The sequence below is a fragment of the Pseudomonas sp. NPDC089396 genome, assembly GCF_044749545.1.
Classification (GTDB): Bacteria; Pseudomonadota; Gammaproteobacteria; order Pseudomonadales; family Pseudomonadaceae; genus Aquipseudomonas.
Genome location: NZ_JBIVIC010000007.1, coordinates 143148 through 156351 on the forward strand (window position 1 = coordinate 143148; position 13204 = coordinate 156351).

General features: G+C 64.9%; 10 protein-coding genes. 2 read left to right on the top strand and 8 right to left on the bottom strand.

Going from position 1 to position 13204, the window contains the following annotated elements; all coding sequences use genetic code 11:
* Positions 1 to 72: 72 nt before the first annotated feature.
* A complete protein-coding gene (locus ACIPZB_RS15145) occupies positions 73 to 2109 on the bottom strand; it encodes an FAD-dependent oxidoreductase (protein WP_400641151.1) in 2037 nt (678 codons plus the stop codon).
* Between the two features lie 126 nt (positions 2110 to 2235).
* Between ACIPZB_RS15145 and ACIPZB_RS15150 the strand changes: the two genes are divergently transcribed.
* Positions 2236 to 2877: a TetR/AcrR family transcriptional regulator gene (locus ACIPZB_RS15150; RefSeq protein WP_400641153.1), complete on the top strand. Its 642-nt coding sequence runs from the start codon at positions 2236 to 2238 to the stop codon at positions 2875 to 2877.
* On the opposite strand, the gene ACIPZB_RS15155 is transcribed toward ACIPZB_RS15150, so the two are convergent.
* The 7 genes from ACIPZB_RS15155 to ACIPZB_RS15185 form a co-directional block, all read right to left on the bottom strand.
* Positions 2878 to 3399, bottom strand: a complete 522-nt coding sequence (locus ACIPZB_RS15155; RefSeq protein ID WP_400641155.1) for a GNAT family N-acetyltransferase — start codon at positions 3397 to 3399, stop codon at positions 2878 to 2880.
* Between the two features lie 562 nt (positions 3400 to 3961).
* Positions 3962 to 4855, bottom strand: a complete 894-nt coding sequence (locus tag ACIPZB_RS15160) for a PA4780 family RIO1-like protein kinase (protein ID WP_400641157.1) — start codon at positions 4853 to 4855, stop codon at positions 3962 to 3964.
* Between the two features lie 102 nt (positions 4856 to 4957).
* Positions 4958 to 5914, bottom strand: a complete 957-nt coding sequence (locus tag ACIPZB_RS15165) for a 2-hydroxyacid dehydrogenase (protein ID WP_400641159.1) — start codon at positions 5912 to 5914, stop codon at positions 4958 to 4960.
* A gap of 9 nt (positions 5915 to 5923) precedes the next feature.
* On the bottom strand, positions 5924 to 7255 hold the full coding sequence (locus ACIPZB_RS15170) for an MFS transporter (protein ID WP_400641161.1): 1332 nt from the start codon (positions 7253 to 7255) through the stop codon (positions 5924 to 5926).
* Between the two features lie 79 nt (positions 7256 to 7334).
* Entirely contained in the window at positions 7335 to 8909 is a 1575-nt protein-coding gene (locus ACIPZB_RS15175; protein ID WP_400641163.1) for an aldehyde dehydrogenase (NADP(+)), read from the bottom strand.
* Positions 8910 to 8930: 21 nt separating this feature from the next.
* Complete coding sequence (araD1, locus tag ACIPZB_RS15180) at positions 8931 to 9920, bottom strand: AraD1 family protein (RefSeq protein ID WP_400641165.1); 990 nt, start codon at positions 9918 to 9920, stop codon at positions 8931 to 8933.
* A gap of 28 nt (positions 9921 to 9948) precedes the next feature.
* A complete protein-coding gene (locus ACIPZB_RS15185; RefSeq protein WP_400641167.1) occupies positions 9949 to 11256 on the bottom strand; it encodes an MFS transporter in 1308 nt (435 codons plus the stop codon).
* Positions 11257 to 11440: 184 nt separating this feature from the next.
* Here ACIPZB_RS15185 and ACIPZB_RS15190 point away from each other — a divergent pair, with 184 nt between their 5' ends.
* Complete coding sequence (locus ACIPZB_RS15190) at positions 11441 to 13174, top strand: IlvD/Edd family dehydratase (RefSeq protein WP_400641169.1); 1734 nt, start codon at positions 11441 to 11443, stop codon at positions 13172 to 13174.
* Positions 13175 to 13204: the final 30 nt, after the last annotated feature.

Sequence of the window (13204 nt, forward strand, 5' to 3'; positions counted from 1 at the left end):
CGTTGTTGGAGCCAGGGCAGTAACAGCAAAGGGTGGTGCTGGTTTTGGTTCTTCTGGGGTATCGCTGGGTGCTCAGAGGTCCTTCACCAGGCGCAGGGCGTCATAGATGGCGGCGTGGGTATTGCGCGAGGCCACCGCGTCGCCGATACGGAACAGCTGGAAGCGGCCATCGTCACGGCGGGCCACCGCCTGCGGGCGGCCGGCGATCAGGTCCATGTACTCGACCGCGCCTTCGTTGCTCGACAGCGGCACCAGCTGGAAGTACAGGTCGTCCAGCGGCCGGGTGCCGTGGTTGACCACCACCTGGTCGACCAGGCGGGTCTGGCGCAGCTCGCTGTAGTCGGTGCCGATGGTCGCCAGCAGGCCGTCTGCGGTCTTGCTCACCGCTTTCAGGCGCCAGGTCACGGTAAAGGTCGTGTCCAGCTGCTGCAGCGCACGCATGTAGGGCACCAGGTTCATGCCCATGACCTCGGGCGAAAAGGTGCGGTCCGGGGTCATGATCTCGGTACGCGCGCCACTCTGGGCGATGAACTCGGCCGCCTGCAGCGCGGCATGGTCGCCGGCGTCGTCATAGACCAGCACATTGCGCCCCGGCTTGACGTCGCCGGAGATGATGTCCCAGCTCGACACCACCAGTTCGTTGCCCTGCTCCAGCACCTCGGTGTGTGGCAGGCCGCCCGTGGCGACGATGACCACGTCGGCGGCTTCGTCGAGGATGATCTGGCTGTCGGCCCAGACGTTGTAGTGGAACTTCACCCCCAGCCGCTCGCACTGGGCCAGGCGCCAGTCGACGATGCTGATCATTTCCTTGCGTCGCTCCGATTGCGCGGTCAGGCGGATCTGCCCGCCGGCCTTGTCGGCCACCTCGTACACCACCACTTCATGGCCACGCTCGCCGGCCACCCGCGCCGCTTCCAGCCCTGCGGGGCCAGCACCGACGATGACCACCTTGCGCCGCTGCGCAGCCTTGGGGATCTGGTGCGGCATGGTGGTCTCGCGGCCGGTGGCCGCGTTGTGGATGCAGTAGGCGGCGCCGCCGTGGTAGATGCGGTCCAGGCAGTAGTTGGCACCGACGCAGGGGCGAATCTCATCTTCGCGGCCTTCGATGATCTTGCGCACGATATGCGGGTCGGTCATGTGCGCGCGGGTCATGCCGACCATGTCCACCTTGCCGGCGGCGATGGCATGGCGAGCGGTGGCGACGTCCGGAATCTTCGCGGCGTGGAAGGTCGGGAAGCCGGTCAATGAGCGGATTTCGCCGGCGAAGTCCAGGTGCGGTGCGTTGCGCATGCCCTGGATCGGGATGATGTCGGTGAGGCCGGCGTCGGTGGCGATGTTGCCGCGGATCACGTTGAGGAAGTCGATCATGCCGCTGTTCTTCAACAGCTGCGAAATCTGCAGGCCCTCTGCCTTGCTCAGCCCGCCGGCCAGCACCTCGTCGCCGGTGTAGCGGATGCCGACGATGAACTGGTCGCCCACCCGCTTGCGAATCGCCGCGAGCACTTCGAAGGTAAAGCGCAGGCGGTTTTCAAGGGAGCCGCCATAGACGTTTTCCAGCTCGTTGGTCAGCGGCGACCAGAACTGGTCCATCAAGTGGCCGTAGGCCTGCAGCTCGATACCGTCCAGGCCAGCCGCCTGCATGCGTTCGGCGGCATCGGCGTAGTCCTTGACGATGCGCTCGATGTCCCAGATTTCCAGGCGTTTGGGGAAGGCCCGGTGCGCCGGCTCCTGATTGTGCGAGGGCGACACCACCGGCAGCCAGTCGCCTTTGTCCCAGCGGGTGCGGCGGCCCAGGTGGGTGAGCTGAATCATTACCGCTGCGCCGTGTTCGTGGCACTCGTCGGTCAAGTCCTTCATCCAGCCGACCACTTCATCCTTGTAGGCCAGCACGTTGTTGAACACCGGTGGGCTGTCGCGCGAGATGGCGGCGGAACCTGCGGTCATGGTCATGGCCACGCCGGCCTTGGCCCGCTCCACGTGGTAGGCGCGGTACAGCTGCTTGGGCATGCCGTCTTCGGGGTAGGCGGGTTCGTGGGAGGTGGTGATGATGCGGTTGCGCAAGGTGAGGTGCTTGAGTTGGTACGGCTGAAGCAACGGATCATTGGACATGGTCGTTCTCGCGTTCAGGTCATCAGGCAAAATCGACATTAGCCGCCATGTACACAGGTGTCAATTAATTCGACAGTGGTGTACATTGAGCTTGTCAGGCCCCCATGGATACGGAACAATGCGCCTATGAACATGACGTCGAACAACCCGGAAATCACCGCCCGCGGCTCGATCGAGAGCTGGCTCAACGCAGCCTTCGAAACCCTCAAGGAATCGGGGGTGGACGCCGTGCGCGTGCTGCCGCTGGCGAAAAAACTCAACCTGGCCCGCACCAGTTTCTACTGGTACTTCGAGGACCGCGAAGCGCTGCTGGCGGCGCTGATCGAGCAGTGGAAGAACAAGAACACCCACAACCTGGTGACCCAGTCGCAGGCCTATGCGGCGTCGATCACCGAGGCGATCCTCAATGTGTTCGATTGCTGGCTCAATACGGAGCTGTTCGATTCACAGTGCGAGTTCGCCATGCGCAGCTGGGCGCTGCAGTCAGAGCAGGTGGCAAAAGAAATCCAGCAGGCCGACAAGGTGCGCATGGATGCCCTGAAGCAGATGTTCGACCGTTTCGGCTTCAGCGAGGACGCCGCCACCACCCGCGCCCGCTCCATCTACTTCACGCAGATCGGCTACATCAGCATGAAGACTTCCGAGCCGCTGACCTACCGCATGCACTTCATCCCCGAGTACCTGCGCATCTTCACCGGCCAGGAGCCGGCAGCGCACGAACTGGAGCGCTTCTACCAGCGCAACGACTTCGTCCCCCCTGCGGCCTGATCAGCCTTCGGTGGGCTGCAGCGGCGTGGCCAGGATCTTCTGGTAGAAAGCAAGGTCCAGCCAACGGCCGAACTTGTAGGCCGCCTCGCGAATGACGCCTGCCGGCTCGAAACCCAGGCGCTCGTGCAAGGCGATGGACGCTTCGTTGGCGAGATCGATACCGCCGACCATCACATGCACGTCGCGCTGGCTCGCCAGCTCGATCAGCTCGCTGAGCAAGCGCTTGCCCAGGCCCATGCCGCGACAGTCGTGGTGCACGTAGACCGAGTGCTCGACACTGTACTTGTTGGCCGGGCGGTCGCGGAACGGACCGTAACTGGCGAAGCCCAGCAGCGTGCCCTGCTCGTCCTCGTAGCCGATCACCGGCAAGTCGTTGCGGCGCTTGTTGGCGAACCACTCGACCATGGACGCGGGTTCGCGCGGCTTGTAGTCATACAGGGCGGTCGAGTTGAGGATGGCATGGTTGAAAATGGCGAGAATGGCCTCGGCATGGCGTTCTTCGCTGCAGTGGATGAGGCGCATGGTTGGTTGTCTACCCGGGTCGATCACTATGAGATACGTTTTGTATCAAATAGTGGATGACCAGAGAAGCGTCTCTGCCCACTCAGAGGATGTCGAACGGGAGCCCGAACAGACAGTCCAGGTTGCCTGCCCCGGCCTCATCGCCGGCAAGCCGGCTCCCACAGGGGGCGCGTCAACATTTACCTGGTCCGGCGCAACCTGATTGCCAGGTAGGTGAGCTTCCTGACACAAGCCTTGAAAGCAACGCTCTCTCTGTCTGTGGGAGCCGGCTTGCCGGCGATAGGGCCCGATCAGACAGACCAGGATGCCTGCTCCGGCCTCATCGCCGGCAAGCCGGCTCCCACAGGGGGCGCGTCAACATTTACCTGTTCCGGCGCAACCTGATTGCCAGGTAGGTGAGCTTCCTGACACAAGCCTTGAAAGCAACGCTCTCTCTCTGTGGGAGCCGGCTTGCCGGCGATAGGGCCCGATCAGACAGACCAGGATGCCTGCTCCGGCCTCATCGCCGACAAGCCGGCTCCCACAGGGATCGCGCAAGCATTTGTTGGTGCAAGCCTTGAATTCACTGCAACCAGGGCGGCGGCGGTTCCTCGCCCTTGACCGGGCCATGTTCAGCTTCGGCCAGCGCCGCCTGGCGCCGGGCCTCATCCCGCTGCGCCGCCTCGATCTCGCGCATCACCCCGATCACGTCGGCGGCATGCTCATCTTCGGCGAACTCGCCACTCAGCGGGCTGTCCGGTCGCAGCTCACCCGCCTCGTAAAGCGCCCACATCTCCTGGGCATAGCGGGTGCCTTTCAATTCCGGGGCAAAGCGCCCGAAATAGTGCGCCATGTTCGCCACATCCCGCTGCAACATGCTGAACGCGTGGTTGTTACCCGCCGCATCCACCGCCTGCGGCAGGTCGATGATCACCGGGCCGTCCGGGCCCAGCAACACGTTGAACTCGGACAAGTCGCCATGCACCAGCCCGGTACAGAGCATCAGCACGATCTGACGGATGACGAAGGCATGGTGCTCCCTCGCTTCCTCTGCCTCCAGGTGCACATCGTTCAGGCGCGGTGCAGCATCGCCGTCGGCGTCGGTCACCAGCTCCATCAACAGCACGCCATCCTGGAAATCGAACGGCTTGGGCACCCGCACGCCGGCATTGGCCAGGCGGAACAGCGCCGCCACTTCGGCGTTCTGCCAGGCATCCTCGGCTTCCTTGCGCCCGTACTTGCTGCCCTTGGCCATGGCCCGGGCCTGGCGGCTGTTACGCACCTTGCGGCCTTCCTGGTACTCGGCGGCCTGGCGGAAGCTGCGCTTGTTGGCTTCCTTGTAGACCTTGGCGCAACGTACCTGGGTACCACAGCGCACTACATAAACGGCGGCTTCCTTACCGCTCATCAGGGGTCGCAGTACTTCGTCGACCAGGCCGTCTTCAATCAGCGGTTCGATTCGTTTTGGCGTCTTCATCAGGCTAGGTTTCGGGGTCCTGTCTGGCCACTTGGCTGGAAAGCGGCCATCCTCTCACAGGCTGATCCGTCTTGCTCGTTTGTCTGCGCCCACAGCCCGCTATCAGACCACCGGATGCCTGGCCGCCCGGCCTTCGAGCAGCGCCGCCAGTTCCGCGGCCGCAGTACGCGCCATCAAGCCACGGGCCTCGACCGTGGCCGAACCGATGTGTGGCAAGGCCACCACCTGGGGCATCGCCAGCAAGGGGGAATCGGCCGGCAATGGTTCGCGCTCGAATACGTCAAGCCCGGCCGCGCGCAACCGTCCCTCGGCCAGCGCCTCTACCAGCGCCGGCTCGTCGACCACCGCGCCACGGGCGATATTGACGAAGATCGCCCCTGGGCGCATGGCTGCGAATTGCTCGCGGCCGAACAAGTGGTAGGTCACCGCGCTCAGGGGCACGCAAACGCAGATGAAGTCGGCCTCGGCCAGCAGCTCGGGCAACGGCAGGCGGCGCGCGCCGAACGCCGCTTCATACTCAGGCTTGTCGCTGTTGCCGCTGTACACCACCGGCATGCCAAAGCCGAAATGCCCGCGCCGGGCCACGGCCGCGCCAATGCGCCCAAGCCCGACGATTCCCAGGGTCTTGCCGTGCACGTCCAGGCCGAAGCGAGACGCATCGATACTGCGCGTCCAGCCGCCATCACGCACCAGCTGCGCCAGCTCGCAGGCGCGCCGCGCGGCCATCATCAACAGCATGAAACCGGTATCGGCGGTGGTCTCGGTGACGGCATCCGGGGTGTTGCTCAGGCGTATACCGCGCTGGCGCAGGTAGCCCAGGTCATAGTTGTCATAGCCCGCCGAGACACTGGCGATCACCTTGAGCGCAGGCGCCTGGTCAAGCAGTTCGGCGCCCAACGGCAAGCTGCTACCGATCAGCCCGTCCGCCGTGGCCAGAGCCGCGAGGAAACGTTCAGGGTCGGCCAGCGGCTCGTCGAAGCGCTGGAAGTGGTAGCGCTGGTCGAGCTCCGCCAGCACCTGGGCACTGGCAATAGGGCCGAAGGAAACGACATGGTGCATGGAACCTCCTCAGTCGATGGGGGATACGGTTGGGGCCGCATACAGGCGGCGGGGGACACCCCAGAGGATCAATACGATCGCCAGCAGACTGACCACCGTCAGCAGCCACAGGGCCGGTGTCGGCGAGCCGCTGGCATCGCGCACCTTGCCCACCAGGAAGGGGCCGACGATGCCGCCGAGCTGGCCGATGGAGTTGATCAGCGCGATGCCGGCCGCCGCCGCCAGGCCCGTCAGGTACTTCGGTGGCAGGGTCCAGAAGATCGGCATCCAGGCGATGATCCCGGTCATGATCAGGCTCATGCCCAGTATCAGCAGCGGCAGCTGGCCGCTGAACGCCGCGCACAGGGCATAGCCGACGGTGGTCATCGTCGCGCAACTCGCCATGTGCCAGCGCCGCTCGCCACGCAGGTCGGAACTGCGGCCGACCAGCAGGTTGCCGACCACCGCCACCAGGTACGGGATCATCGTCAGCCAGCCGATGTCCATCGCATCGGCCACCCCGGCATTGCGAATCAGCTGCGGCATCCAGAACAGCAGGCCTGTCAGGGCCATGACCAGGCACAGGTAGATCGCCGACAACGCCAACGAGGCCGGCTCGCGCAGGATCGCGCGGATCGAGCTGCTACCGCTGGGTTGCGGATCGGCATCCAGGCGTTCACGCAAGTAGCGTTTTTCCTCGGCATCGAGCCAGCGCGCCGTCTCGATGCGATCGCTGACCAGCCACAGCACCAAAAGGCCGAGCAGCACCGACGGCAAACCTTCGAGCAGGAACAGCCACTGCCACCCGGCCAGGCCGTTGACCCCGTCGAAGTGGCTGAGGATAAACCCCGCCAATGGGCCTCCGACGATGCCGCACAGGCAGATCGAGCTCTTGAAATAGGCATTGATGCGTGCGCGCCGGTCGCTGGGGTACCACTGGGTGAAGAAATACAGCACGCCCGGCACGAAACCGGCTTCCATCACCCCGATCAGAAAGCGCAGCAGGTAGAACCAGGTTTCGCTGGTGACGAACATCATCGCCGCCGAAGTCAGCCCCCAGCTGATCATGATACGGGCGATCCAGATGCGCGCGCCGATACGGTGAAGCAGTACGTTGCTGGGCACTTCGAAAAGGAAATAGCCGACGAAGAACAGGCTCGCGCCCAGGCCATACACCGCGTCGCTGAAGCCTAGCGCGCTCTGCATCTGCAACTTGGCGAAACTGATGTTGACGCGGTCCAGGTAGGCGAACAGGAAACACACGATGAACAACGGCACGATGCGCCAGTTGATCTTGCGAAACAGGCGGTTATCCAGGGACTCCCGCGCGACCAGGTCGGCGGGCACGGAGCGACTGGGCATGGCTGCAACCTCTTGTTGTTGTTCTAAGGTCTTGGGTAAAGCCCGCCAGGTCAGGCCTGGCGGGGATGGGCCGGCAGCGTCAGCTCAGCGCCTGGCGGCTGTGCGCGCCATCGACCAGGCGCAGCAAGCCCAAGGGGTTGGCGTCTTTGAGTGCATCCGGCAACAAAGCATCCGGGTAGTTCTGGTAGCACACCGGCCGCAGGAAGCGGTCGATGGCCAGGGTGCCTACCGACGTGCCTCTAGCATCGGAGGTGGCCGGGTACGGCCCGCCATGCACCATTGCATCGCTGACCTCGACACCGGTTGGGTAGCCATTGACCAACAGGCGTCCGGCCTTGCGCTCGAGCATCGGCACCAGCGCGGCAAACTGTTCGAGGTCCGCCGGCTCCGCAAGCAAGGTGGCGGTCAGCTGGCCATGCAGGCTTTCGACGGCACGGCGCAGTTGCGCCTCATCAGCCACTTCCACCACCACCGTGGTCGGGCCGAACACTTCCTCCTGCAGCAGTGGGTCACCGTCGAACAACAGGCTTGCCTCTGCCTGGAACAGTTGCGCAAAAGCCTGCTCGCCGTTCAGTTCGGCGCCTGCAAGGTGTCGTACCTGGGGATGCTGACGCAAGCCTTGCACGCCACTGATGTAACTGCGCAAGGTGCCGGCATTGAGCATCGTCTGCCCGGGCTGGTCCGCCATGCGCGCGACCAGGGCGGCCTTGAAGGCGGTGAACGCAGGCCCGGCGATGCCGATGACCAAGCCGGGGTTGGTACAGAACTGGCCGCAGCCAAGCACCACCGATGCCGCCAGTTCGCCGGCCAGCTGTTCGCCACGGGCCTGCAACGCAGCTGGCAGCACCAGCACCGGGTTGATGCTGCTCATTTCGGCAAATACCGGAATCGGCTGCGGGCGCGCCGCAGCCAGGTCGCACAGCGCTCGGCCGCCCTTGAGCGAACCGGTGAAACCGACCGCCTGGATCGCCGGGTGCTTGACCAGCGGCTCGCCCACGCCGGCACCGTAGATCATGTTGAATACCCCGTCCGGCATGCCGGTGGCCGTGGCCGCCCGCTGGATTGCCTCGCCGACGTATTCGGCGGTGGCCATGTGGCCGCTGTGCGCCTTGACCACTACCGGGCAACCGGCGGCCAGGGCAGCCGCGGTATCGCCACCGGCCGTGGAGAACGCCAGCGGGAAGTTGCTGGCACCGAACACCGCTACCGGGCCGACGCCGGTACGGTACTGGCGCAGGTCAGGCCGTGGCAGCGGCTGGCGCTCGGGCAACGCGCGGTCGATGCGCGCCCCCAGGTAGTCGCCCCGGCGCAGCACCTGGGCGAACAGCCGCAGCTGATTGCTGGTGCGGCTGCGCTCACCCTGGATCCGCGCGGCAGGCAGTGCGGTTTCACGGCAGACCGTGGCGATGAATGTCTCGTCGAGGGCATCCAGCTGCTCGGCGATGGCGTCCAGGAACTGCGCCCGGCGCTCCGGGGCCAGGCGGTTGTAGCAGGCGAACGCCTCTTCAGCGGCGCGTGCAGCAGCATCCACCTCTTGCACCGTGGCCTGGCTGAAGACGATCGGCAAGGCCTCGCCGGTGCGTGCATCGAAACTCTGCAGGTGCACGTTACCGGCGGCGCTGCGGGCGCCGCCAATGAAGTTGCTTCCAGACATGCTTGACTCCTTCAATTGCGTTCAGAGGCTCTTGACCAGGCCAGGACGGACGTCCCGCGGGGCAGCGGCGATACCGTTGCGCAGCGGCTGGCCGAAGGCATCCAGGCTGACCTCGAAGGTATCGCCGGGCCGGGCCTGGACGCCGTCGGCGAACGACAGCGTGGCGGTGCCGAAGTAATGCACATGGACATCACCCGGGCGCAGGAACTGGGTGTACTTGAAATGGTGGAACTCTAGGTTCTCGAAGCTGTGGCACATGTTCTGCTCGCCCGACAAAAACGGCTTGCTCCACAGCTCCTGGCCATCACGCAGAATGCGGCTGGTGCCCTCCAGGTGCGCCGGCAGCGCGCCCAGGCGCAGCTCGGGGCCGAAACTGCAGGCGCGCAGCTTGGAATGCGCCAGGTACAAGTAGTTGCGCCGCTCCATCACGTGGTCGGAGAACTCGTTGCCCAGGGCGTAGCCCAGGCGGAACGGCGTACCGTCCTCGCCGATCAGGTACAGCCCGACCAGCTCCGGCTCCTCGCCAGCATCCTCGGCGAATGCCGGCAGCGGCAGCTCGGCACCGGGGCGCACGACGATGCCGCCATCGCCCTTGTAGAACCACTCCGGTTGCGCGCCCTCTTCACCCGCCGGCGGCCGGCCGCCCTGCAAGCCCCACTGGAACATGCGCATGCTGTCGGTGACCGCACCCTCGGCCTGCTGCTGGTGCATCTTGTCGCGGGTGGCGGCACTGCCGAGGTGGGTCAGGCCGGTGCCGGTGACCAGGCAGTGCGCCGGGTCTTCATGGTCCAGCGGTGGCAGCACCCGGCCTTCGGCCAACAGCGCCAGGTAGTCATGGCCCTCGCCCAAACCGGCCAGTTGTACCTGGCGGGCCAGGTCACGCCCGCCTGCGATGGCCTGCAAGGCCAGCTCGCGGGTGCTGGTGACGCCGCGGATTTCCAGGGCGCGCTCGCCCTCCACCACGCCGACCCGGCGCTGGCCGGCGGCGGTTTCGAATTGGATCAGTCGCATGCTTGTGCTCGCTTGTCGGTTGCGGATTTCAGCGGGAGGCATCTGCCACCTGCGTGTTTGCCAGGCGCTGGCGGCGCTCCAGGCGGTTGTAGACGACGCCGGTCAGCACCAGCCCGAACAGCATTACCAGGGCCAGGAAGTACAAACCTGACGAAAGCTGGCCGGTGTGTTCCTTGAGTGCACCGATGCCGAACGGGCCCAGGTAGCCACCGAGGTTGCCGATCGAGTTGATCAGGGCGATACCGGCCGCCGCGCTGGCCCCGGAGAAGAACCGCCCAGGCAAGGTCCAGAAGATCGCCGTGCAGGAAAACAATGCAAAGGCCACCAGGCACAGCGCCCCCAGCTGCAGCACCGGCGCGCTCAGCCAGGCACTGAGGAACAGGCCCAAGGCGCCCAGAGCGTAGAGCAAGCCAAGGTGGCCGTAGCGATCGTTGAGGCGGTCGGAGCTGCGCGGGATGATCAGCAGGCCAATGATGCCGAACAGGTACGGCACCGCCGAGACGAAACCGGTCGTGAGGTCGCTGCCACCGAACTGGTGGATCAAGGTCGGCAACCAAAGGCCCAGGCCATAAATGCTCAAGGTCACCGGCAGGTAGAACAGCGCCAGCAGCAGCACTCGGCTGTCCTTCAAGGCATGCAGCGGGTTGCCGTGGCGGGTCTGGCCGAATTCGCGCAGGTCGTTGGCCAGCTGCTCCTTGAGCCAGCTGCGCTGTTCATCACTGAGCCAACGCACCTTGTCCGGGCCATCTGGCAGCAGGCGCAGGGTCGGCCATGCCAGCAGCACCGCCGGGGTGCCGATGCAGATGAACAGCCATTGCCAGCCATGCAGTCCAAGGTTGCCGTCCAGCCCCAGCAGTGCCCCTGACAGCGGGCCGGTCACCAGCATCGCCAGCGGCTGGGAAAGGATGAAGAAGCCGAGGATCTTGCCGCGATGGCGCACGGGGTACCACTGGGTGATGTAGTACAGCACACCCGGGAAGAACCCGGCTTCCGCCGCCCCCAGCAGAAAGCGCATCACATAGAAACCAGTCGGCCCGGTGATGAACGCCATGCCGACGGTGATCGCGCCCCAGGTCAGCAGGATGCGGGCGAACCAGCGGCGTGCGCCGAAGCGATCGAGCATCAGGTTGCTGGGCACTTCGAAGAAGAAGTAACCGATGAAGAACAGCCCGGCACCCAGGCCGTAGGCAGCATCGCCCAGGCCGATATCGGCACCCATGTGCAGCTTGGCAAAGCCCACCGCCGAGCGATCGACGTAGGCCACCAGGTAAAGCAGGACCAGAAAGGGGATGAGTTTCAGCGTGATCAGGCGGACGAGCCGCTGCTCCTGAATCATGGCGAGGTCTCCAATTGTTCTTGTAATGGGGACAGCACACAGCCGGGGTTTTAGGGGCAGACCTCCGGCAAGTGGAAGGATCATATAGTATTACTATTTAAAACAACAAGCCTTCACACACCGCGTTTTTATCGGTAAAGTCGCCGGCATAACGACAAATAGTATTACTAATTAGGTGCCCGCAATGTCTGATAGCAAACGCCCCCTGCGCTCGGCCCAATGGTTCGGCAGCGCCGACAAGAACGGCTTCATGTACCGCAGCTGGATGAAGAACCAGGGCATCCCCGACCACGAATTCCAGGGCAAGCCGATCATCGGCATCTGCAACACCTGGTCCGAGCTGACCCCGTGCAACGCCCACTTCCGCAAGATTGCCGAGCATGTGAAGAAGGGTGTACTGGAAGCCGGCGGCTTCCCGGTGGAGTTCCCGGTGTTTTCCAGTGGCGAGTCCAACCTGCGCCCGACCGCGATGCTCACTCGCAACCTGGCGAGCATGGACGTGGAGGAATCGATCCGGGGCAACCCGGTGGACGCCGTGGTGCTGCTCACCGGCTGCGACAAGACCACCCCGGCCCTGCTGATGGGCGCTGCCAGCTGTGACGTGCCGGCCATCGTGGTCACCGGTGGGCCGATGCTCAATGGCAAGCACAAAGGTCGCGACATTGGCGCCGGGACCATCGTCTGGCAGATGCACGAGCAGTACAAGGCGGGGCAGATCGACCTCAACGAATTCCTCTCGGCCGAGGCCGGCATGTCGCGCTCGGCGGGCACCTGCAACACCATGGGCACGGCGTCGACCATGGCCTGCATGGCCGAAGCCCTGGGCACCTCGCTGCCGCACAACGCGGCGATCCCGGCGGTGGACTCACGCCGCTACGTACTCGCCCACCTGTCGGGCATGCGCATCGTCGACATGGTGCACGAAGACCTGCGCCTGTCGAAGATCCTCACCCGCGAAGCGTTCGAGAACGCCATCCGCGTCAACGCCGCGATCGGCGGATCGACCAACGCGGTAATCCACCTCAAGGCCATTGCCGGGCGCATCGGTGTCGACCTGCAACTCGAAGACTGGACCCGCATCGGCCGCGGCACGCCGACCCTGGTCGACCTGCAGCCGTCCGGACGCTTCCTGATGGAGGAGTTCTACTACGCCGGCGGCCTGCCTGCAGTGATCCGCCGCCTGGGCGAACACGCCCTGCTGCCCAACCCCGACGCACTGACCGCCAATGGCAAGAGCCTGTGGGACAACTGCCAGGGTGCACCTTTGTATGACGAAGAAGTCATCCGCCCGATCGACCGGCCCTTGGTGGCCGAGGGTGGTATCTGCATCCTGCGCGGCAACCTGGCACCCAAGGGCGCGGTACTCAAGCCGTCGGCCGCCACCCCGGCGCTAATGCGCCATCGCGGCCGCGCCGTGGTGTTCGAGAACTTCGAGGATTACAAGGCGCGCATCAACGACCCTGAGCTGGACGTGGATGCCAGCTCGATCCTGGTGATGAAACACTGTGGGCCCAAGGGTTACCCGGGCATGGCCGAGGTCGGCAACATGGGGCTGCCGGCCAAGCTGCTGGCCCAGGGCGTGACCGACATGGTGCGCATCTCCGATGCCCGCATGAGTGGCACCGCGTATGGCACCGTGGTCTTGCACGTGGCGCCGGAAGCGGCGGCTGGCGGGCCTTTGGCGGCGGTGCGCGAGGGTGACTGGATCGAACTTGACTGCCATGAGGGGCGCCTGCACCTGGATGTTTCCGACGACGAGCTGGCGGGGCGACTGGCGGACCTGCAGGCACCGCAGCAGCTGATCAGCGGCGGGTATGCGCGGTTGTACCTCGACCATGTGATGCAGGCCGATGAAGGCTGCGACTTCGACTTCCTGGTCGGGTGCCGAGGGGCGGCGGTGCCCAAACATTCGCATTGAGCCTGCACTGACCTTATCGCCGGCAAGCCG

What these genes read in the sequence shown, in the direction of transcription:
- araD1 (WP_400641165.1), bottom strand. Translation starts at nt 9,920, where the DNA reads ATGCGACTGATCCAATTCGAAACCGCCGCCGGCCAGCGCCGGGTCGGC.
- ACIPZB_RS15145 (WP_400641151.1), bottom strand. Translation starts at nt 2,109, where the DNA reads ATGTCCAATGATCCGTTGCTTCAGCCGTACCAACTCAAGCACCTCACC.
- ACIPZB_RS15165 (WP_400641159.1), bottom strand. Translation starts at nt 5,914, where the DNA reads ATGCACCATGTCGTTTCCTTCGGCCCTATTGCCAGTGCCCAGGTGCTG.
- ACIPZB_RS15190 (WP_400641169.1), top strand. Translation starts at nt 11,441, where the DNA reads ATGTCTGATAGCAAACGCCCCCTGCGCTCGGCCCAATGGTTCGGCAGC.
- ACIPZB_RS15175 (WP_400641163.1), bottom strand. Translation starts at nt 8,909, where the DNA reads ATGTCTGGAAGCAACTTCATTGGCGGCGCCCGCAGCGCCGCCGGTAAC.
- ACIPZB_RS15150 (WP_400641153.1), top strand. Translation starts at nt 2,236, where the DNA reads ATGAACATGACGTCGAACAACCCGGAAATCACCGCCCGCGGCTCGATC.
- ACIPZB_RS15155 (WP_400641155.1), bottom strand. Translation starts at nt 3,399, where the DNA reads ATGCGCCTCATCCACTGCAGCGAAGAACGCCATGCCGAGGCCATTCTC.
- ACIPZB_RS15185 (WP_400641167.1), bottom strand. Translation starts at nt 11,256, where the DNA reads ATGATTCAGGAGCAGCGGCTCGTCCGCCTGATCACGCTGAAACTCATC.
- ACIPZB_RS15170 (WP_400641161.1), bottom strand. Translation starts at nt 7,255, where the DNA reads ATGCCCAGTCGCTCCGTGCCCGCCGACCTGGTCGCGCGGGAGTCCCTG.
- ACIPZB_RS15160 (WP_400641157.1), bottom strand. Translation starts at nt 4,855, where the DNA reads ATGAAGACGCCAAAACGAATCGAACCGCTGATTGAAGACGGCCTGGTC.